General features: G+C 39.6%; 22 protein-coding genes and 3 pseudogenes. 5 read left to right on the top strand and 20 right to left on the bottom strand.

The genetic code is table 11. From position 1 onward, the window contains the following. Positions 1–5: 5 nt before the first annotated feature. The gene (locus Q0Y52_RS14270) at positions 6–1,682 is read right to left on the bottom strand and encodes a chloride channel protein (RefSeq protein ID WP_297822658.1); all 1,677 of its coding nucleotides are present in this window, start codon (positions 1,680–1,682) and stop codon (positions 6–8) included. Positions 1,683–1,867: 185 nt separating this feature from the next. Between Q0Y52_RS14270 and Q0Y52_RS14275 the strand changes: the two genes are divergently transcribed. Together Q0Y52_RS14275 and erpA are read left to right on the top strand one after the other, a co-directional pair. After that, positions 1,868–2,572 carry a DUF6776 family protein gene (locus Q0Y52_RS14275; protein ID WP_297822660.1) on the top strand — a complete coding sequence of 235 codons (705 nt, stop codon included), beginning with the start codon at positions 1,868–1,870 and terminating at the stop codon, positions 2,570–2,572. Between the two features lie 113 nt (positions 2,573–2,685). Further along, positions 2,686–3,030, top strand: coding sequence for an iron-sulfur cluster insertion protein ErpA (gene erpA, locus Q0Y52_RS14280; protein WP_007641372.1), 345 nt, complete (start codon positions 2,686–2,688; stop codon positions 3,028–3,030). Positions 3,031–3,107: 77 nt separating this feature from the next. Here the strand turns inward: erpA and Q0Y52_RS14285 are convergent, their stop codons facing one another. From Q0Y52_RS14285 to rpe, 8 genes are all read right to left on the bottom strand, one after another. Beyond that, positions 3,108–3,926, bottom strand: a complete 819-nt coding sequence (locus Q0Y52_RS14285) for a DUF1338 domain-containing protein (RefSeq protein WP_297822663.1) — start codon at positions 3,924–3,926, stop codon at positions 3,108–3,110. A 24-nt stretch (positions 3,927–3,950) separates the two neighbouring features. Continuing rightward, a complete protein-coding gene (astD, locus tag Q0Y52_RS14290; protein WP_297822665.1) occupies positions 3,951–5,423 on the bottom strand; it encodes a succinylglutamate-semialdehyde dehydrogenase in 1,473 nt (490 codons plus the stop codon). 2 nt (positions 5,424–5,425) lie between these two features. After that, positions 5,426–6,460 carry an arginine N-succinyltransferase gene (gene astA / locus Q0Y52_RS14295; RefSeq protein ID WP_297822667.1) on the bottom strand — a complete coding sequence of 345 codons (1,035 nt, stop codon included), beginning with the start codon at positions 6,458–6,460 and terminating at the stop codon, positions 5,426–5,428. 10 nt (positions 6,461–6,470) lie between these two features. Then, positions 6,471–7,691, bottom strand: a complete 1,221-nt coding sequence (locus Q0Y52_RS14300) for an aspartate aminotransferase family protein (protein WP_297822670.1) — start codon at positions 7,689–7,691, stop codon at positions 6,471–6,473. A 363-nt stretch (positions 7,692–8,054) separates the two neighbouring features. Beyond that, positions 8,055–8,291: a hypothetical protein gene (locus tag Q0Y52_RS14305; protein ID WP_297822674.1), complete on the bottom strand. Its 237-nt coding sequence runs from the start codon at positions 8,289–8,291 to the stop codon at positions 8,055–8,057. 247 nt (positions 8,292–8,538) lie between these two features. Beyond that, on the bottom strand, positions 8,539–9,168 hold the full coding sequence (locus Q0Y52_RS14310) for an aminodeoxychorismate/anthranilate synthase component II (protein ID WP_297822678.1): 630 nt from the start codon (positions 9,166–9,168) through the stop codon (positions 8,539–8,541). Positions 9,169–9,192: 24 nt separating this feature from the next. Next, entirely contained in the window at positions 9,193–10,197 is a 1,005-nt protein-coding gene (gene trpS / locus Q0Y52_RS14315) for a tryptophan--tRNA ligase (RefSeq protein WP_297822680.1), read from the bottom strand. Between the two features lie 39 nt (positions 10,198–10,236). Beyond that, a complete protein-coding gene (gene rpe / locus Q0Y52_RS14320; RefSeq protein ID WP_297822682.1) occupies positions 10,237–10,908 on the bottom strand; it encodes a ribulose-phosphate 3-epimerase in 672 nt (223 codons plus the stop codon). Positions 10,909–11,219: 311 nt separating this feature from the next. Here rpe and Q0Y52_RS14325 point away from each other — a divergent pair, with 311 nt between their 5' ends. Next, positions 11,220–11,861 carry a TorF family putative porin gene (locus Q0Y52_RS14325; protein WP_297822684.1) on the top strand — a complete coding sequence of 214 codons (642 nt, stop codon included), beginning with the start codon at positions 11,220–11,222 and terminating at the stop codon, positions 11,859–11,861. A gap of 159 nt (positions 11,862–12,020) precedes the next feature. Next, the gene (locus tag Q0Y52_RS14330) at positions 12,021–12,323 is read left to right on the top strand and encodes a hypothetical protein (RefSeq protein ID WP_297822687.1); all 303 of its coding nucleotides are present in this window, start codon (positions 12,021–12,023) and stop codon (positions 12,321–12,323) included. A gap of 6 nt (positions 12,324–12,329) precedes the next feature. On the opposite strand, the gene Q0Y52_RS14335 is transcribed toward Q0Y52_RS14330, so the two are convergent. The 11 genes and pseudogenes from Q0Y52_RS14335 to pilM all read right to left on the bottom strand — a co-directional run bounded on the left by Q0Y52_RS14335 (position 12,330) and on the right by pilM (position 20,966). Next, entirely contained in the window at positions 12,330–13,175 is an 846-nt protein-coding gene (locus Q0Y52_RS14335; RefSeq protein WP_297822689.1) for a Dam family site-specific DNA-(adenine-N6)-methyltransferase, read from the bottom strand. 61 nt (positions 13,176–13,236) lie between these two features. Then, positions 13,237–14,400, bottom strand: a complete 1,164-nt coding sequence (locus Q0Y52_RS14340) for a DamX protein (protein ID WP_297822691.1) — start codon at positions 14,398–14,400, stop codon at positions 13,237–13,239. A 157-nt stretch (positions 14,401–14,557) separates the two neighbouring features. Continuing rightward, positions 14,558–15,087 (bottom strand): annotated as a pseudogene (locus Q0Y52_RS19585) (hypothetical protein). Next, positions 15,060–15,362, bottom strand: a complete 303-nt coding sequence (locus Q0Y52_RS19590; RefSeq protein ID WP_366939298.1) for a hypothetical protein — start codon at positions 15,360–15,362, stop codon at positions 15,060–15,062. The pseudogene Q0Y52_RS19585 and the gene Q0Y52_RS19590 overlap by 28 nt, the downstream one beginning before the upstream one ends. Then, entirely contained in the window at positions 15,346–15,564 is a 219-nt protein-coding gene (locus tag Q0Y52_RS19595) for a hypothetical protein (protein WP_366939299.1), read from the bottom strand. Before Q0Y52_RS19595 ends, Q0Y52_RS19590 begins: the two co-directional genes overlap by 17 nt. A gap of 105 nt (positions 15,565–15,669) precedes the next feature. Further along, positions 15,670–16,186: pseudogene (gene aroK, locus Q0Y52_RS14350) on the bottom strand (shikimate kinase AroK). Positions 16,187–16,418: 232 nt separating this feature from the next. Then, positions 16,419–18,187 (bottom strand): annotated as a pseudogene (locus tag Q0Y52_RS14355) (type IV pilus secretin PilQ family protein). Beyond that, positions 18,180–18,719, bottom strand: a complete 540-nt coding sequence (locus Q0Y52_RS14360; RefSeq protein ID WP_297822693.1) for a pilus assembly protein PilP — start codon at positions 18,717–18,719, stop codon at positions 18,180–18,182. The pseudogene Q0Y52_RS14355 and the gene Q0Y52_RS14360 overlap by 8 nt, the downstream one beginning before the upstream one ends. Further along, positions 18,716–19,333: a type 4a pilus biogenesis protein PilO gene (locus Q0Y52_RS14365; protein WP_297822696.1), complete on the bottom strand. Its 618-nt coding sequence runs from the start codon at positions 19,331–19,333 to the stop codon at positions 18,716–18,718. The genes Q0Y52_RS14360 and Q0Y52_RS14365 overlap by 4 nt, the downstream gene beginning before the upstream one ends. Next, positions 19,330–19,914 (bottom strand): PilN domain-containing protein, encoded by a 585-nt coding sequence (locus Q0Y52_RS14370; RefSeq protein ID WP_297822698.1) that lies wholly within the window; start codon positions 19,912–19,914, stop codon positions 19,330–19,332. The genes Q0Y52_RS14365 and Q0Y52_RS14370 overlap by 4 nt, the downstream gene beginning before the upstream one ends. After that, positions 19,902–20,966, bottom strand: coding sequence for a type IV pilus biogenesis protein PilM (pilM, locus tag Q0Y52_RS14375; RefSeq protein ID WP_297822701.1), 1,065 nt, complete (start codon positions 20,964–20,966; stop codon positions 19,902–19,904). Before pilM ends, Q0Y52_RS14370 begins: the two co-directional genes overlap by 13 nt. 136 nt (positions 20,967–21,102) lie before the next feature. Between pilM and Q0Y52_RS14380 the strand changes: the two genes are divergently transcribed. After that, the coding region (locus Q0Y52_RS14380) for a transglycosylase domain-containing protein (RefSeq protein WP_297822703.1) at positions 21,103–21,703 on the top strand (601 nt) is incomplete at its 3' end.

A 21,703-nucleotide genomic window follows, 5' to 3' on the forward strand; every position in this document is an offset into this window, starting at 1 on the left:
GCTTCCTAGTAACTTGCTTTATGCAGGTGATGTCTAAGTATTTTCCAAGTAATAATACCTACTATTTCTTCTGTGCTAGAAAATATATACACAGCCCCCTTTCTGTTAACTTCAAGTAAGCTGTATACTTCAGCTAGCGTAGCCTGAAAGTGGACTCCTTGCATCGGAATAAAGATTAAACGTGTTGTTTCTCCTTCTTTTCCTTTGTCATATTTCACTAATGAATATTCAGCTGCTCCATCTGTATCAACCTTATATTGTACTACAGGGTTATGATGTTCCTTATCTAAGGTACTGATAAGTGGCTTTTTGTCGGCATTAAGCAGTTTGAATTCTTTGTCCATGACGGCTAATACGCCAGTCTTTTGTAATGATTCCATAACGGAAGAAATAGTATAAGGTAACTTTTGATAATCTAGTTGCTGAGTGAAAATAGAACTATTACCTAAAAACTGGGTCGAAGTGACATATGCAGGCACGATCACCAGGATAGTCGGTAAGATCATCTCTGGGCTGTAGGATAATTCCATCACAGCTGATAAAGCTGCTAATGGTGCATGAATAACAGCGGTCATCAGTCCTGCCATTCCCAACAGCGAAAAACTGCCATTTAAGTCACTGACATCATCTAAGAAAAAGCCCAGTGGAAATGCAAGCACAACGCCACTGAGCATTCCTAAAACAAACACTGGGCCTATTATGCCCCCGGGGATCCCTAGGCCAATCGCAAAAATAGTCAATAAGAATTTTGCCGCTACTACTGCGATAAGCAGTTGAATATTTTCATTTTGTGCTATTAGAATGTGTGCGGAGTGGAAATGTGCACCTAATGCATCAGGCAAAATATATCCCACTGCGCCAGTAATTACCCCCGCAATTAATAATCGACGAACCATATTAATACGACTAAACCCACTGATAACCAGCATCAATGTCTTGTTAAACAAAGTGGCTAAACAACCTAATAAGATGCCAAAAATGATTAAATATAGGTAAATCCACCGACTAAACTCGTTGAATTGAATAAAAGACAGCTCTTGTGCCTCACCAAATACAATACGAGTTAATACTGTGCCGCAAGCCGCTGCAAGCATTACGGGAATAAAAACATGGATTTTATATTCCCGTAATACAACTTCCATAACAAAAATTATAGCGGCAAAAGGTGTGTTGAAAGAAGCTGAAATACCGGCTGCAATACCGCATCCTGACAAAACGCGAATACTATTGTGGGGAAACTTCAGCCATTGGCCAAAAAAACTGCTGGCGAATGCACCTAGATGAATAGATGGCCCTTCTCGGCCTACTGAAAAACCACAAACTAACGCTAAAGTGCCACCGAAAAATTGGTTAATGGCTGTTCTAAATGGAATCTGCCCATAGTAGTGCTTAACTCTATGGATAACAAAAGGGATCCCCATTCGATAGTATTTAAATCCTGTCAGATAGGCAATGAGCACTATAGCGATAGCACCTAAACAAGGCAGAAGAAAGCGCATCAATGGCTCTAAAGTGGCGAATTGATTTAATTCTGGTAAGAATAATATTTGTAGCCATTCAACACTTAAACGAAATAAAATAATTAAAGAAGCAGCACAAGTTCCACCTACGATGCCGATGATACACAGCTGAATAGATGTACGTGGAGTGGCAAGTTCTTGTCTAAAAGCGTTGAGGTTCACAATTATAAATGGACTGATAACTGAGAAAAGTAGTAGTTTATCACAACCCTTTGTATTTTATAAAGTTAATCTATTAATCAGAGCCAAAAACATGAATTTTTGACAAATCAATCGACTATTTCAAACCACTAAATGATATTATCCTGCCATCTATAAAAACTTTGCAGCTTTTAAAAGGGCATAAAGTGATTATTTCTGAGCTAAAGAACAAACTTGGTGCATTTCAGTTTTATTTGATCCTAATTGTGATGATTGTGGCCACTGTTTATCTTGGTTTTTTCTGGGGAAACGCGCATTACACTCAACAACAAATAACAATATTCACCCATGAAAAAAGTATTCAAAATCTTAAGCTAGAAAATGAGAAACTGACCAAAAATCTAAATATTTTAGGGGTTGAACTTGAAGTTTCAAAACTGACTCAACAGCAACATTTTGTTGAAATTAAAAAAAGTATTGATGTTGAAAAAGAGTTACGCACTCAACTCGCTTTTTATCAACAAGTGATGGCACCAGAACTGAATGAACAAGGATTTCTGATTGAAGGGTTTAGTCTAGAGCCTGCTTTAAGTGATAATTCTTTTCGGTTTAAATTAGTATTGATGCAACAAACCAAAACCAAAAATACTCTTAAGGGAAATTTAAACGTGACTTTGATAGGCAGTGAAAATGGCAAAGCTAAGCAATATGCATTAGACGCTATGTTGTCTGATCACGAGCAAAAAAGTCTGACTTTTAGTTTTAAATATTTTCAAGTGATTAATGGGGAATTCAGATTACCAGAAGGTTTTCAGCCAGAACAAGTATCTGTGCATGCCGATATCTTTCAGTTTAAACGTAAAAAAGGTCAGTTAACGACAGTATTCGATTGGCTCATTAATCCAAACTAGGATAAGCATAACGCAATCGGTATTAATTAGTCTTAGTGAATACTTGACCATATTAGTCAAGCACTAGATAATCTGCTTGGTTACAGTTATTAAATTTTTCACCGAGGCAAGTTATGACAGTGCAAATTGCGTTACCTATTGAATTTTCTGATGCTGCCGCTAGAAAAGTAAAAACTTTGGTGGAAGAAGAAGAAAATCCAAACCTAAAACTACGTGTCTATGTGACTGGTGGAGGATGTTCTGGTTTCCAATATGGTTTTACTTTTGATGAAAAGGTTAATGAAGGTGACACCACCATAGATAAAAACGAAGTGACTTTAGTGGTTGATCCTATGAGCCTTCAATATTTAGTTGGCGGAGAAGTAGATTATACAGAAGGGTTAGAAGGTTCGCGTTTTTTAGTGACCAATCCTAATGCAACGACTACATGTGGTTGCGGTGCTTCATTTACTGTATAGAGTCAGTCCTGGGGTTGCATTAATATGAAAAAGCCAGTTGAGTGACAACTGGCTTTTTTATTACACCTTATTCAAAATCAACTATTAGTACTTTCAAATATTTTATCTGCAGAAGCCGCAACAAAGCCTTGGTACAATTCACCTGTAGGCATCTTGTAACGCTGAGCGAATTCATAAAAACAGCTAGGTATTAGCTTTTTGCCATTGCTGAACTCAACTTCGATTTTGTCTGCCATCGTAGATGATTGAGCTAACAGCACTTGTGGGCCACCTTTTATTTCACCCCCTGAAGAATTTAATATAAAGCCTTCATTTTTTAATAAGGTATTTACCTGTGCAAGAGATTGAAAATGGCCCATGTGATTTAAACTCACTGTAAAATGATTGGCTCTAAACCCCCAAGCTGACATCCAGGCAGCGTATTCAGAATGCGCAACTAAAAGTTCATATTCTTGTGGGCTGACTTGCCAATGTGTTCCTGAATACAGAAAGTTATCCAGTAACGCCGCATCATCAGAAATGTTATCAGTTATTTTTAGAATAATCTGTTGAATATCCAAGGGCATTTCTTCAACAATAAGCTCACTAATAAACACTTTGGGGTAAGTATCATCTGTATGTTCGAAGTGTTTAGCACGTAATTTTTTTTCTACAAAGGCATATTGACCTTTTTCTGAATAACCTAGTGCTAAAAAGTGTGCCGCAAGTTTATCTAAGTTGATTTTTTCAATATTAAGTGTGCGCAGTGCAATATGGTCATTAACTAACTTAGACGGTTTACCTGAATGCTCAGACTCGTATCCTTCCAATAAGTCATGTACTTTTTTTGCCGAAGGCGTAATGGTTAAATAGTCTTGCCATAAATGGCTAAACAAGCTATTTATTTTGTTATGCATAGTGCTAAAACTCTTGTTCTAAAATTAAATACTTAATCCTGGACTCAAAGTGCCAGGCAGTGTTGTTTTTTCCAGCTCTACTGAGGAAACCGGATAAGAGCAATAGTCAGCAGCATAGTAAGCACTTGCTCTATGATTACCACTATCGCCAATCCCGCCAAAAGGTGCGGCACCACTAGCGCCTGTAATAGGCCTATTCCAATTGACTATACCAGCACGAATACGTTGGTAAAAATGTTGATAGTCTGTCTGGTTATCTGCTAATAAACCTGCTGACAATCCAAAGCTAGTATTGTTGGCCTCATCTATGGCTTGGTCAAAATCACTATAACGAATCACTTTTAGTAAAGGACCAAAATGCTCTTCATCTGGCATATCATTAAGGATGTCAGACACGTCAATGATACCTGGACTAACAAAACCAGACTCAGTATCCAGATGCTTGAGTTCGACTAAGGTATTCGCGCCAAGAGTGATCAATTGCTGCTGTGCTTTGACCATCAAAGAGGCTGCATGTTGTGAAACCATCGCACCCATAAAAGGTTGTGCCTCGGCATCATACATTCCCACTTGAATATTGTTGGTGGCTTCAATCAATTTTTTTATGATGACATCCCCAGCTGCACCTCGTTGAATAAACAAACGACGTGCGCAAGTACAGCGTTGACCAGAAGTGACAAATGCAGATTGAATAATATCGTGTACCACAGCATTAGTATCAGACGCATCTTTGACTATAAGTGGGTTATTTCCGCCCATTTCCAAGGCTAATATTTTTCCGGGATGTCCAGCAAACTGTTCGTGTAACAATCTACCAGTTCGCGAACTACCGGTAAAAAACAGGCCATCTAATCCTCTATGAGAGGCAAGTGCTTTGCCTGTTTCTACTTCACCTTGAACCATGTTCAATACTCCAGCAGGCAAACCGGCTTGCTGCCAAAATTCTAAGGTTTTTTCTGCAACAACGGGAGTAAGATCACTTGGCTTAAATACAATAGTATTACCAGCTAGTAATGCAGGAACGATATGTCCGTTTGGTAAATGTCCGGGAAAATTGTATGGGCCAAATACCGCCACCACACCATGAGGTTTGTGCCGAATAAATGCTTTACCTAACGGCATGGCATTTTCTACTGTGCCAGTTCTCTCATGATAGGCTTTTTCAGATAAGGTGATTTTACCTATCATAGCGCCCACTTCAGTTGCCGTTTCCCATAATGGTTTGCCGGTTTCTTGAGCGATAGTTAAAGCAAGTGCTTGTTTATTTTGCCCGAGTAATTCGGCAAATTTTTTGACATAAACCAATCGTTCTTCAAAAGTGAGCTTGCTCCAAGCAATAAAAGCCAACCGGGCAGCTTTGACGGCAGCATCAACTTGTTCTTGGGATGCTGATTTAGCTTGCCAAATTATTTTTTTCTTTGCAGGATCAACTGATTGTATATCGTGACCTTCGCCAGCTAACCAGTTGCCTGTGATAAAATGTGTATGCTTATTCATGATTATGTCCTGAAATGAGTAGGAGCAAAGCGAATGTTGTCGCCATCGCTTACACCGAGTGCATCAGCGGCTTGTTGACCAATAGTGGCATGTTCAGTATTAACATCGATAAAGAGTGGCGCACACACGCCACGAAAATCTTGTACTTTAGTATTGATTATAAAAAAGTTTTGTTGATTATCATTAACTTCATCAGTCACCTTAATCTGCATTTTTATACTAGCTTGGGCACTTCGGATGTGTATTAAGTTTGCTTCAACGGTGGGACCCGCATCGAAAATATCTACATAACCTCTACAACTGAATCCCTCATGTTCAAGAAGTTGTAATGCGGGTTTGGTTTTTTCATGTACTTGGCCAATCACTGCTTGGGCTTGTTTGCTTAGCAAGCTTACATAAATTGGATATTTTGGCATAAGCTCAGCGATGAACTGTTTTTGACCAATTCCAGTGAGATAGTCAGCTGTAGGGAAGTCCATCGAAAAGAAATGCTCTTCTAACCATTGCCAAAAAGGTGATTGACCGTTTTCGTCATTAATTCCGCGCATTTCGGCGATAATAGTTTCAGCAAAACGGTTTCTGTGCTCCATCATAAAGAGAAAACGAATCTTGGATAATAATCTCCCGTTTAAGCCCTCTCTAGCACCTTGCCGCAAAAATAATGTGCATATTTCAGAGACACCAGTGTAATCGTTACACAAGGTAAGAATATCGACATTGTTATAAATTTTAAGCTCACGGGATGCATGCACTACCTTACTTAGATGGTAATGATAAAATGCATCGTCCAAACCAACACCGGCTACAATGCCGCTTGTACCCACAACTTCTTGTGTCTCTTGGTCTTGCATCACAAACAGATAACTTTCATCTGCTGGCTTGATTACCTCTTTTGCAAAAGCTTGAACTGACTTGCCTATTTTACTTCTAAGCAAAATTTCATTTACTGGTAACGAAGTAAAACCTACCCCAGATTCTTGGGCAATTTCATTTAGTGATGAATAATCATCCGGATGGATGGGGCGAATAATTTTCATATTCGATTACTCACTTAAAGGAGACGTCGGCGCCGGCTACTTTTGCCACTGCTCGTTCGAAACGAACCAACCCTTCTTGAATATCCTCATCAGGTATAATAAGTGATGGAGCAAAACGCACTACATTAGCACCTGCAATCAAGCACATTAAATGCTCTTCAGCGGCGGCAACTAAAAATTCTTTAGCACGACCAGAAAATTTTTCATTTAATGCTGCTCCCAACAAAAGACCTTTACCGCGAATTTCTGAGAAACAGTGGTATTGATTATTGATGGCTTCTAATCCCTTACGGAAAAGCTGTTCTTTATGTTTTACCCCATTCAACACTTCTGGCGTATTAACAATATCCAAGACTCTTTCTGCTATTGCACAACCTAGTGGGTTGCCGCCATACGTACTTCCGTGAGTACCTACCTTTAAATGTTTGGCAATTTCTGTGGTTGTTAACATGGCGCCAATTGGGAAACCACCACCAAGTGCTTTAGCGGTTGTGAGTATGTCTGGTATTACCTCAAGACCCATGTAGGCAAAAAGCTCCCCAGTACGACCAACACCGGATTGCACTTCATCAAAGATAAGCAGGGTGTTGTGTTTGTCACACAAAGCACGTACTCCTTTTACAAAATCAATAGTGGGACTGATTATGCCGCCTTCACCTTGCAATGGCTCCATCATAACCGCACAGGTTCTGTCGGATATCAATGCTTCAAAACTGGCTAAGTCATTATAATCTACGTGCTCGATACCACCTGGTTTAGGACCAAAGCCATCGGAATAAGCGGTTTGTCCACCGACAGTAACAGTAAAGAAGGTCCGGCCATGGAAGCCTTGTTTAAAGGAGATAATTTGATCTTTCTGCTCGTCAAAGTGGTCAAGGGCAAAACGACGGGCTAATTTTAATGCTGCTTCGTTGGCTTCAGCACCAGAATTGGCAAAATAGACTTTTTCGCAAAAAGTGGCATCGGTTAGTTTTTTGGCTAAGCGAAGCGCCGGCTCGTTGGTTAGAACGTTACTCAAATGCCACAGTTTTTGGCCTTGCTCAGTCAATGCGGATACGAGTTCAGGATGGCAATGGCCCAAAACATTGACTGCAATACCCCCAGCAAAATCGATGTATTCGGTGCCTGCTTGATCCCACAAACGAGAGCCTAATCCTTTTACCGGAATGATTGCTGCTGGGTTGTAATTAGGAACCATTACTTCATTAAATATGTCGCGAGTTACATTCATAATATTGCCTTACTAGTGTCATATCTTGATTTAAAAAAGAGCAGTAGTATGGCAGAAGGTTTGACACTTGTCTTTATGCATGTTGAAAGCAAAGCGCCATTTTTAAAGGGATGCATCTAGTTTTGCATGAAAAGTGAATAACTATTAAGTCGCTGGCAATTTAGTATTCACCGTCAGTATCAAGTAACGCCAATACTGGATGCCGGTATTGGCGTTTTCAACTATTTTAGCGGTGTTGCATGAATATGCTTAAAAAAATTAATCGTTATCCATACTTAAATCAAGTGTTTGCATATCTGTTTTTTTAAGTAATTCTAAGGAGCCTGTTGGCATACGCAGTGTGCGTATGAAATCTTTAGGCTTCTATAAATTGACCAGCTTATGCCTTTTTAACATACGATATTGTGCATGGGTTTTGCCTTGTATTAATACTAAAGCGAGGGGAGATAAGCTAGGCTCATTATGAGCCACTTCAGATATTGCATTAGCGATAACGACCCTCTGCATAAATATTTTATCAATTAAGTCGGCAATAATGTTTAATACGAATTTATCGATTAGATGGTTGAGAAATTGACCAGATGGAGTGATTCCGATCAAAGCAGAATGCTCTTCATATTTTTTTTCACTGAGAGTTCTAATTATGCTTCTCGCAGCACGATCTCAAAAAGCTTGAAATATAGCTTTGACGGACGCCAACCACAGAAGCTATTTGTTTGCAGGAAATAGCCGTTGCTAAGGCTTCCTTCCAAATACTTGATTTTTTAAATGTATTTATTCATGTGCAATAACGATTAAAGTCATCATTTATCTTACATCAATATAACGCAATTTCCACACTGCTACATCAGCGCTCTGGAGATGTTTTTGTTGTAAGAAAATTGTTGAGTATACGATGACCAAATTCGGTTAATAAAGATTCTGGATGAAATTGCACACCAAAAATTGGCAGAGTGTTATGTTCGATAGCCATTACTTCTCTATTTTCTATCCCACCTTGGCTTAACGCGTCATTCTTGCCGTTGTCATTATCACAGCACCATGCGGTTATCTTAAAGCCCTCAGGGATACTCGCTCCATCTAACACCAATGAATGATAACGCGTGGCGACAAACGGCATCGAAACGTCTTTAAACAAAGAGGAGTGGGAATGGTAAATTTTTGATGTTTTTCCATGAAGGATTTGTTTTGCATTAATGACCTTAGCACCAAATACCTGCCCTATTGCTTGATGCCCTAAACAGACACCTAACATTGGGATGACACCAGCGAATACTTTTATTGCTTCTATTGTTATTCCTGAACTATTCGGTGTACAAGGACCAGGAGAAAAAACCAAAAAATTGGGGCTCAAGGAATCTATTTCGGCGCAACAGATTTCATCATTGCGCAACACCACTACCTCTTGTCCCAACTCTTCAAAATAGCGAGCTAAGTTGTAAGTAAATGAATCATAGTTGTCAATCAACAGAAGCATTGCTTATTTTAACCAGTGATTAATCTAAGGGCGTTTAACAAAACCTACCGCTTCGTATGCTTTAGCTAAGGTAAAGGCTGCACGTTGGCTGGCTTTTTCTGATCCTTCACGCATTATTTTATTAAGCTCAGTTTGATCGCCCCTCAGCGCGTGATACTTTTGCTGAATAGGCTCTAGTAAGGCAACTATTGCATCGGCCACATCTGATTTTAAATGACCGTACATTTTATCTTCATAACTAGGTACCAGTTTTTCTATTGAGGAACCCGTGGCACATGATAATAGGCTTAATAAATTCGATACACCAGGTTTCTCTTTAGTATCAAAGTAAATGCGTGCTTGGTCGTCCGAGTCTGTGACTGCACGCTTAATTTTCTTAGTAATCTTTTTTGGATCTTCTAATAGGCCAATAAAATTATTAATATTATCGTCTGACTTAGACATCTTTTTTGTTGGGTCTTGCAAACTCATCACTCGAGCACCAAATTCGGGGATATAAGGTTCGGGTATGCTAAAAATGTTGCCATAAACATTATTGAAGCGTGAGGCAATATCTCTAGCCAACTCTAGGTGTTGTTTCTGGTCATCGCCTACAGGTACCTGGTTGGCTTGATATAACAAAATGTCTGCAGCCATTAATACCGGGTATGAATACAAGCCAGCATTGATATTAGACGTGTTTTTCGCTGACTTATCTTTAAACTGAGTCATGCGATTGAGCTCACCCATCTGGGTATAACAATTCATCAACCAAGCTAATTGGGCATGTTCTGGTACATGAGACTGCATAAAAACAATACTTTTAGCGGGGTCAATCCCACACGCTATATATAGCGCTAACCCATCTAAGCAGGCTTGATGCAGGACTTTAGGATCTTGCCTTACGGTTATCGCATGCAAATCAACCAACATATATAAACAGTCATGATCCTCTTGCATATTGACCCACTGACGAAGTGCACCCATATAATTGCCAATACTGAGTTGGCCTGAAGGCTGGCAGCCGCTTAGTACAATTGGTTTTGTCATGTTAATCGGTTCTACTTATAAATAGTGTTGAAAGAAAGGTTAATTAACTAAAGCAAGTTCTGAGCGCATTTGGTTAATCACTGCTTGATAATCCCCATGGCCAAAAATAGCCGAGCCTGCTACAAACATATCGGCACCTGCTTCTGCAATGGCGCGAATATTATCGATTTTTACGCCGCCGTCAATTTCTAATCGAATATCGAAACCTGATTGATCAATTAATGCGCGAGCTTGTTTTAGCTTGTTTAAGCTATTTTGGATAAAAAATTGACCTCCAAAGCCAGGGTTAACAGACATTAGCAAAATATGATGTAATTTATGCATCACATGATCAAGATGTTGTAGTGGAGTAGCGGGGTTAAAAACCAAACCTGGCTGACAACCAGAATCGATAATCAGTTGTAAACTTCTATCCACATGCATTGATGCTTCAGGGTGAAAGCTGATATAGCTTGCCCCAGCATCAGCAAACTGTTTTATCATATCGTCCACTGGTTGCACCATAAGATGAACATCGATATCCGCGGTGACCCCGTGTTTACGTAACGCTTTGCAAACTAACGGGCCAATAGTCAAATTTGGCACATAATGGTTGTCCATGACGTCAAAGTGAACGACATCTGCGCCAGCACTGAGCACGTTGTCTACTTCTTCACCTAACTTGGTAAAGTTGGCGGATAAGATAGACGGGGCTATTAAATACGGTTTCATCAATTTCCTTGCCAGCAAAAGACGTTACTTTACAGAAAAATCTAAATAGACAAAAGGCTCCTCTTTGCACCAATGTTGACACATTGTCCTTTTATGGTGCATTAGAAGTATTCAAATGCTGTGGGAGTGTCTTGCAAAACATCTTCTTTTTTAAATAATTATTAATGAAAACAATAGGATAAGTGATTTTTATTAAGTGGTGTTTGGTTGGGAAAATTTAGGCATCAGATTTGCGTTATTCAGTAAATAAAACAAAAATAATCTGTCACAAAACTTAATTTAATTACTGAAAACACAATCGGAGTACACACATGAAAACTTTAAAAATTACTGCTATGGCCACCGCCGTTTTAATTGCATCTAGTGCCAGTCAAATCGCGTCAGCAGAAGGTAGTGTTAGCGCAAACGTTGGTTTTGTTTCTGAGTATCACTTTCGTGGTATCCAACAAATAGGTAGTGGCTCGGCAAGTGCCGGTCTGGATTACGAAAACGGAGGTTTTTATCTAGGTACTTGGGCTGCAGATGTAGATGACGGACTAGAAATCGACTTTTATGCTGGTTATGGTATTGAACTCGATAGTGGTTTGTCTCTTGGTGCTGGTGTAACAACCTACCAGTACACCGGAGATTTTGATAGTGCCTACAATGAATTGAACCTCAGTGCTGGTTTCGGCATGTTCAGTTTAGAGTATAGTATTGGTACTCAAGATGATGACGCAGATTTAGGTATTTCAGAAGCAGATTATACATTTACCGGTGTTACAATAGAGCATAATGGTATCTCTGGTACTTTTGGTTCTTGGGGAGATGATTTTTCAGGTGAATACTTTGAAGTAGCATACGGTACTGAAGTTGGTGGTTTCGATGTGGGTGTAGGCGTAATCTTCAGTGGTTCTGATCTTGATGATGACGAAGCCATGTATTTCTCACTTAGTAAATCATTCGAGCTTTAGTCTTGGTTTAATGAGTTAGTTTTTTAAAAGGCGCATTTAATGCGCCTTTTTTACATCCATAGGTTAACGATGGAGTGCCGAACATTTCAGGTGAAGTGCAGTTGTCGCTTGGTGGATTACAGGTATAATATAACCAAGTATGATTAGGCGGACATCATTATGAACAGGAAGTCAAAATCGTTGTTAACCCTGTGCGGAATGACGTTAAGTGGTATAGCTGCGGTAGCTATGTTGAGTTTTTCTCAGGTCTCATTGGACAGCAAAAGTATGTTTTGTGGAGATCTAGACAATGTTGTCCTAGATCAGCAGCTACCTGTTAGTCATCCTGTAAATAGATGCGCTACAGAACAGTCCCAAGGCGTGAGTTGGTCGCAATGGTTTTCAGGACGCTCTAGCTCTTACCAATTCCATTTTATTGATTTACTTGAGTTATTGTCACGCTCAGGAAATCTTGAGGCCTAGCCCCAGTTAGCCTACTTGATAGAGTGCTAATAGTTCAGCTACTTTTAATCTAGTATTACCATTTCGACTGATAAAACGACTGACCTGAAGTTTAGTCAGCTCAGCACCTTGATAAATATCTCTTGTAAATTCAGTATCGTGATTGCTAACCAACACTGGAATATTGCGATCGTAACCTGTGCGCCGGGCCAATGATGCAAGTTTAATTTGGTTATCCAAAGTAAATCCACCAGTAGCATAACTATTGAACATAGCTGTTTTACTAATGGGTGCATAAGGAGGGTCGCAATATATTACTGAGCCTTTTCGTGCCTTTGCGAAAACCTTTTCAAATGATTCACATGTAAATGTTGCTAGTTGGGATTTCTCTGCAAAGTACACTAGCTCTTTTTCTGGGAAATAGGGCGCTTTGTACCTGCCAAAAGGCACATTAAATTTTCCGTTATTGTTATAACGGCATAACCCATTGTAGCCATGCCTATTTAAGTAAAGAAAGTACACCGCCCGTTCATAGATGTCCTCACTATTATTAAACTCTAATCTCATCTGGTAATAACGTTTTTCTTCGTTATAGTCTGAAGTAAACAGCTTGGCACTGTCTGTTATGTAATCAGTAGATTGGTGTTTTACGATATTGTATAAATTAATTAGATCAGGATTAATATCATTAAGCACATATTTAGAATAATCGGTATTGAGAAATACCGAGCCTGCACCAACAAATGGCTCAATGAGCTTTTTCGCTTGTGGAAGTTTAGCGTTTATGACTTCGATAAGTTTGTACTTACCGCCTGCCCATTTCAAAAAGGCTCTATTTTTTTTATCTTTCGTTACTGCCAATGTGTCAACCAAGTTGGAGCCCTAAGCTTATGGAGCCGAATTGTAACGGTACTGAACAAAAACAACAAATAGCTTAAGGCTCAGAGACGCTTATTTCTTGTTTGACTTGCTCAATACTCTTAACAAAAGGTGTGTTTTTTAATACTGCATCTGCCAAATTGATTATTTCTACTCTGGCAGCTTCTATTGAGGAAAAATGTTGGTTTTTTAGTAATACAAACCAATCTACATTATAACGTTGGGTTTTATATAACCACAGTTGTTGGCTGAGCTGTTGTTCCCTAACATAATCTTGCAAGATAATAATATTAGCCATCGCTGCTATTTGAATCACAAAATGTTTATTAGGTAATGCCAACAACATACCAGGTTCAGGTTTAAGAAAAGCGGTAGTTTGGATTTGTTCAGTATTAGCTAACCGCTCTCCTTTTTGTGAAGATATTGGTGTAATGTTTACCTTAAACTTATCTTCGATTTGATAGTCATTGACAGTGTCAGTTTGTGCTTCTATGTCCTCAACTATGGCGGGCTGCTTTGGCACTAAAGACCGATTCGTTTGTGTATTCAGTTTTTCATCAATATTGTAGCTTTGCAAAAGTACTTTATTTGACTGCTCATTAAGTTTGATAATGGCCGAGTTCCAATCTGTTACTAATAGTTCTTTAATACCCACTTTAGTCAAATTTGGTATGTTTTCTGAAACAACTGTAGTTCTATCAAATTGAGATGCTACTTGAGCAGTTTGAGTCGAGAATAACTGTTGTACTAACTCAGACTCGGAGACATCAGAAGGGACAACAGTTTGCTCTTGAGGCGATATATAATCGGTAACATATGACCGCATAGCACTCACTTTTTCTGAGTACTGCCAACCCAGCATCCCAATAAAAACGACTAAAAAAAACAGACTGAGTAAAGTGGCCATCCACCACTTTTTATAAATTGGTTTAGCTTCGAAAGTCTTATGACTTCGTTCTTTTATACGTTGCGCGAATTTTTTACGTTTATCTTGAATAAATGACTCTACATCAGAAAATTCATGACTTTTAGCGGGTTGTATGTCAATTTGGCTAGTTAACACTATGGGTTGTTCTTTGGATTTAGCCCCCAAAGATGACTTAGCTGATTCGGCCCAATCGGAGAGACCCATTAGCAATACATTAAGGTTTTGTTTGTTGTTCGCAAAGCGACTTTGTAAGACTAAATCCCACAGCTCTTTTACAAGCTTAATGGGCATTTTTTCAGCTTGAAAAACGCTTATCAAGATTGAACCATTATGATTATTAAATGGTTCTAGTCATTTGTTCAGCGGTTTTTCAGTTCTGACGCTACCATTTTTCATATACCTAGGTAGTAATGTTTATTATATCGATACAAAAAACTAAAAATTAGTCCTAAGAAAGAATGACGCGTAATACCTCTTCAGATATTTCATTTGTGACAAGCGCTTTGCCAATTCCTTTGGGGATGACAAAAAAAAGTTGCCCAGCTTGCACTTTCTTATCGTGGCGCATATGTCGGACAAAGTCCTCATATGCCATTTCACTAGGTGCAACTGTAGGTAAATCAAATGCTTGCAGTAAAGATTCGATACGACTGAATTCTGACGCTTCGAGCCAATTCATCTTAGTTGCAACTGCAGAAGCAAGAACAATGCCTGCTGAGACAGCTTCGCCGTGCAACCAGTTGCCATAACCCTTTTCAGCTTCAATGGCATGGCCAAATGTATGGCCTAAATTTAATATTGCTCTTAATCCAGATTCTCTTTCGTCAATAGAGACTATCTCTGCCTTAATTGCACAGCAACGGGCAATCATATATTGCAACGCTGCGAATTGTTTGTGCTTTATGGCTTTTTGATTTTCTTCTAACCATTTAAAGAATTCGGATCGTAAATCACTCCGTACTTGATGACCTCTGCCATGCCTGCAGCAAACTCTCGTTGAGGCAAAGTGGACTTAGACTGTTGGTATCGATCAGTACCGCTTTGGGTTGGTAAAATGCGCCAATCATATTTTTACCCAACGGGTGATTGACTGCTGTTTTCCCGCCCACGGATGAATCCACCTGTGACAATAAGGTGGTAGGAATTTGGATGAAGGGCATGCCCCGCTGGAAACTAGCAGCCACAAACCCAGTTAAGTCGCCGACTACACCACCGCCCAATGCGATTAATGTGGTGTCACGCCCTGCAGACATTTCCAACAAGCTTGGAAATGACCATTTCAAAGCTTTGCAGGTTTTTGTGTTGTTCTCCGTCAGGTACAACAATTTTACTCACGTCGTAGCCTGCTAAGGCTTGACTGACAATGGGGAAGTAAAGCGGTTCGACCACATCATTGGTCACGACTACTACTTTGTTTGTGGTGAGGTGTGTGGTCAAAACCTCAGGATGGGTCAAGCAGATTTGCTTCGATCAATATAGGGTAGCTACGCTCACCCAACTCAACTGTTAGTGTTGCCATAAGTGAGCTCGCCCTATTTTTGCTATATATGAAAAGGAGTGTTACAGACCTATTTTTCCAATGATCTGATTTGCCACAGCGCGAGCACTTTGATCATCGGTATCAACAATATAATCGGCTGCATCTTCATATAGTGGGTTGCGTTCTTCAGCTAGATTACGCAATACCGTTTCTGGATCATCTTTTTGCAACAACGGACGACGCTTATCTCGCTGCGTTCTGGCTACTTGCTTATCGATCGTCGTTTGCAAATATACTACTATGCCTCGTCGCCGACAACCTGTTTCTAACATTTTTACTGACCACCGAGCCACCGCCCGTTGCCAAAACAATGCCTTGCTTGTCGGTTAAGTCGTTAATGATGTTTTCTTCACGTAGACGAAAGCCTTCTTCCCCTTCAAGATCAAATATCCAAGCGATATCTGCGCCCGATCGTCTCTCGATCTCTTGATCGGAGTCAAAGAATTCTAAGTGAAGTTCGTCTGCTAGGTGCCTACCAATAGTGCTTTTACCAGCACCCATGGGGCCTATAAGGAATATATTACGTTTTTCAGCCATTTTTGCTTATTTCACAACTATGTTTAAGGGGTAGAAAGTTCTGTGCGGCTACCCTTTTATGGATTAACCAGACCTCGTCGAAAATTTCGAGGCGACGATTATCTCAGTTTTACAGTGAATTTTGCAAGCTTTGTAAAGGTTTATGCAGCCAGGAATAATAAAAAAACGGCCTAATCAAGTGGTTAGGCTGCTTTTTTGCATCGAATTTAGGCGGCTGAACTTCGACCAAATGTCACTTGGTTCTCAATTCATCCGCTAGTATTTTAGGTGTCACAAAGATTAGTAGCTCGCGTTTCTCTATTACTTCTGATGTGTTTTTGAATAGGTAACCCACAACAGGCAAATCCCCCAGAAGTGGTACTTTTCGCACATCGTTTGAGGAGCTCTGTTGGAAAATTCCGCCGAGTACTATGGTTTCTCGCCATTTTCTACTAATACCTGGGTACTGATTTCTTGGGTGTCAATTGCCACTGCATCGCCGGTTGACGTTGATACTGTGTCCCCTCGCGTATCTTGGGTCACAACCAAATCCATGATGATCCGATTATCCGGGGTGATGTGGGGGGTGACTTTCAAACTTAATACTGCTTTTTTGAACTCAACCGATGTGGCGCCACTTGAGGTTGCTTCTACATAGGGTATTTCTGTCCCTTGCTCTATGTAGGCCTCATGTTGGTTAGCAACTGTGATGCGTGGGCTTGCAATGACTTCACCTTTGTTTTCTGACTCAAGAGCTGATAACTCCAAGTCAATGATAGTGCCGTCTAGTAGGCGAGCTATTTGTATTCCTATTCGCCCAGCTGGACTGCTCACTGGTAACGCCACATTGAGTCTGTCTGTTATAGAAGGGACAATCCCACTGGCAACGGAATCAGCACCAGTCAATGAGCCTGATATGGCGCCGTTGTTTATGGTCTCACTTAACCCCCACTGTACACCAAATGATTCGCTTGCATTATCTCTTACGGTCACCATGCGAGATTCAATCAATACCTGTTTAATAGGAATATCCAAGGCGTCGACTAGGATTTTGGCCTCATCGATTGATGTTTGAGTATCACGAAGTAAAAGTGTGTTGGTTCTTTCATCAACTGCCACACTGCCTCTGAGTGTTAAAATGCTATTTTCTGTACCTTTGAGAATTAATGCAAGATCCTGTGCTTTAGCATAATTGATTTGTATGTTTGTGGAAACTAATGGTGCGAGTTCAGCTGCTTGTTGTTTGGATTGCAGCTGCTGAGTTTCACGAGCAGTCAGCTCTTCAGTGGGTGCAATAAGTAAAATGTTTCCTTCAAGCCTTTTGTCTAAGCCTTTGATTTTTAATATCATTTCTAAAGCCTGATCCCAAGGAACACCAGATAAACTGATAGTCACATTGCCGGTCACAGTATCAGCTGTGACTAAATTAAAACTGTTAACTTGAGCAATAATTTGCAGTACTTGGCGGACGGGTACATCTTGAAAATCAAGTGAAATAGGTTCGCCAGAAAAATTAGTTTGCTGGCCTTCTATTGGCGCATCTTTCGTACGTTTTTCAATTTCTATGCTTAAGCTGTTAGCCTTTTTCTGGTGACGAAAAGATATCTTATCCTGAAGTGAAAATTCAACTCTGGTTTGTTCTTCATCCTGGAACGTTTCAATGGCATTGACCGGTGTTGCAAAATCTACCACATCGAGTTTAAACAATTGTTCGCTGGCGAGTTTTGTTTTGGGTAAAACCAAACTTAGGTTTTTGCCACTTTCACTCAACTGCAGCTGAAAGTTTTCATTACTAAACACTATTAACGCTTTGGCTCCACCACTGGGTAGACGCGAAAACTGCACATCTAGCAATTCGGAGCGAAAAACGCTATTTGCCTGAGGTTCGAGATCAACCAAAACAACCGCTTCTTGTTGGCTTAGCGATTTAAATGCGAATAGGCTTAAAGCTAACGCAATGAACCAATACCAGACTGGATTAGTCCGATTAAGTTTTTTGTTAAAAATAAAACGCTCAGACATTATTTTCTCCTGCCTTCGAAAGCATAGTGAGTGTGGCTTGCTTTTTCTGCCAGCAGCCAGCTCCATCGGGCAGCATTTCAGTAAAAGAAACTGTGCCATTTTGAATAGAATCGATTTTCCCAAAGAACAACCCTAGGTAATCGCCAATTGTAGCTTTAAATAAACTTCCTGTATTAGACTGAATAAGAGCCCATTTTTTGCCATTGGACTGAAATACCCCACTAACGGATAACGCATCGATACCAAATTTTTCTAAAGGTTGTTTGCTACGGTTAAAGTCGGGCTGTGCACAATTTGGTTGGGCGGCTACGTTTATTTTGACACCTGCACCCGTATTTCGTGGACGTTGAAATGGGCTGCGCAAAGTGTCAGCAGAATAGATAAAAGTAGGTTTGCTATCAAATTCTGGATAAGGCTCAATATTAACACTAGTTGTTTGTTTCACTTCAGCAATAAATACCTGTAAATCGTCAACTTTGGCTTCACAGCCACATAACAGTAATGCAGCCAACACAATTTTAATATATTTCATTGTGTTTTACCTTCTGTAACTGTGTCTTGTTCGCTTGACGTTCTATACGTTTTTGCCTGTACTGTGAGCTTAAGGGAATTACTTTCCTGGGTAACTTCAAAATCATGCACTGTGACAATGCGAGGTAACCCTGCTATGTCTGAAGCAAATTGCCCAAAGTTGTGATACCCACCAAACACTTCCATTTCAATAGGCAACTCTGAATAAAATTCTTTTGGGATCTCTCTTTGCCAATTTAATAATCTAAAAGTGAGCCCTGCTGATGTGCCTACTAACGTGATGTCATCCAATAATCCGGGTGTTTCATTGCTCGTAGGAAGTGATTTTAACATAGAAGAAAAATCACTTTTCAATTGACCTAATTGCTCTTCGTAGGCTTCTAAGTTAACCGCAATGCGATATTTTCCTTGGTAGACTTGTTTTAATTTTATTTCTTTATTTTGTGCTGCTTCAAGTAAAGGTAGTTTATCTTTCACTAAAAAATAATACCCAACTACTAAACTAACAATTATGCCAAACATTGCGACTAAAGATTTAACTTCAAAGGGCCAGATAGCGACTTGCTCGAAATCTAAATCATTGACCTCTTTTAATTTATTAACATCAAATTTCATTTAATTGGCTCCTTATTAATGATTGAGAAATCTGGAGCCACACTAGGATTAATAGTAAAAGTCAGCTTAAAATCACTGACTGCTTCTAAAGCGGATGTATCCGCCTTGATTGAAGATAATTCGCCACTACTGAATACAGTAGATTCTTGCAGTTGACGCATAAAATCTGCCAACCTGTTGTTTGATTCACTGACACCCAATATTTCAATAAGATTGCCTTGGCGAGAAAAACTGCGAAAGGATAAACCATGTGGTACCAGTCTAACTAACTCATCCAAAACGATTGGCACGGCGTTTCTGCTTGACTCAAGTTGCTCAATTAAGGCCATTCTTTGTTCAATAGCTTCCTTGTCTTTTTTGATATTTTTAATTTTCTCAATTTGTTGATCCAATAAAGCCGTTTCTTGTTCAATAAAATTGTTTCGATAATTTTGGTAATCTGTCATTTTTTCTAACACAGATCCAGCAGTAAACATTAAGCCAATTGCACTAAGTGCAAGTAAAGTCAGTAAAGTCAGGTAATTCTTCTTATGCTCAGCCCTGCGCCCTTCGCGCCAAGGCAATAAATTTATATGTGCCACGGTTTAAAACTCCTACTGGCTAAACCTGCAGCGATAATAAGTTGTCCAGAAATCTGTTCGAAATCACCTTGATTAACGTTGTCTGTTATCACCATGTCGGCAAATGGGTTGAAACACATGACCTCAATACCTAAATCCGCAGTTAAGTCTTTAGGTAAGGATGTTAGGTGTCCGCCGCCTCCACATATCAGCAAAGAGCTAGGACGAGCTTCGCCAGATGCACTGATGTAAACTTGCAATGCTCGGTTAATATTTTGTTGGAGATTAGCTAAAAACATGGGGTAAGCGTCTTGTTTCCATGTTTCTGGTAATGTGTCATCTGTTAATTGTTGTTCAATTTGAGAGCGTTCTTGGCTGTAGAGCATGGTGAGGTCTTGGATCAATGCGTCCATACCAAAATTGTGATCTTTAGTATAAATAACTTCTCTATCTCTAACCACACACATTTGTAAATGACTGGCTCCAATATTGATACAACAAACAGTTTCATGCTTTTCACTTGGATAGAAAGATGCAACCGCTGCACCTAAGGCGTAACTTTCCACATCAACAATTTTGGCTTCGTAATCCACTTCTCCCAATAACGTTATTCTGCGATCAACTAATTCTTTATGAACCGCACTTAATAACACTTCAACCTTATTATTTGTGGTTAGGTTGTCACTTCTCTCTTCGAAGTCAATGTAAACCTCGTTCAGCGGATAAGGAATCAAACTTTCCGCTTCTAGTTCAATTTGGCTTTCAAGTTCGTAATCGGTCTGCCCCGGGTCCATGTATACAATCTTATTGAGTACTGTTGAGCCTGATACTGCTATGGCAACAGACTTGTATTTACTTTTTAAGGCAAGCTTTACTTTTTTTAGCGCATGGCTCACTGCTTCGAAATCCTTAATTTCACGCTCTGCAAAAGCATCGCCCAGAATTGGCTCACAGGCATAAGCTAGCAAATTATATTGTTCACCTGATTTTTCGATTATCACGGCTTTAATAAACCGGGTACCTATATCTAGGCCAATCATTTTTTGTACTTTAGCGCCAAATAATTTTTTCAATTTTAGACATCCATTTACATAGGAATAATTTACTGCATCATTATTGCGTAATTTTTTGTTATTTATGGTTCTAATAACTGTACATAGGTATAAAATGTAGAACATTTATTAGACTTTGCCTTGGTATTATTTATCCGTGAAACTACTTAAATCCTCATTAATAGCTATTTCTGTCACATTTGTAGTTGGTATTACTATATTGATAGGTACCTATATCTATATCAAATCTGACTTGCCTAGCGTCGACGTTCTCAAAGACGTTCGATTACAAACGCCGATGCGCATTTTTACCAAAGATGGCAAACTTATCTCCCAATATGGGGTGAAACGCCGCATCCCACTTACCCTTGAGCAAATTCCGGAACAGTTAAAACAAGCAGTTATCGCCACCGAAGATAGCAGGTTTTATGAACACCCTGGCATAGATCCTATCGGCATGTTGCGTGCATTAGTTAATTTAGTTATCACCGGTGAAAAAGGGCAGGGTGGAAGTACCCTAACTATGCAAATGGCCCGAGACTTTTTCTTGACCCGCGAAAAAAAATACATCCGTAAAATACGTGAAATCATTTTAGCGTGGCATATGGAACAACTATTAAGCAAACAAGAAATTTTAGAGTTGTATTTAAATAAGGTAGAATTAGGCCACCGAGCTTTCGGTTTTGGTGCGGCAGCGCAAGTCTATTATGGCAAGTCACTCAATGAACTGACATTAGCCCAAATTGCCACTATTGCAG

Source organism: uncultured Paraglaciecola sp., assembly GCF_943787955.1.
Classification (GTDB): domain Bacteria; phylum Pseudomonadota; class Gammaproteobacteria; order Enterobacterales; family Alteromonadaceae; genus Paraglaciecola.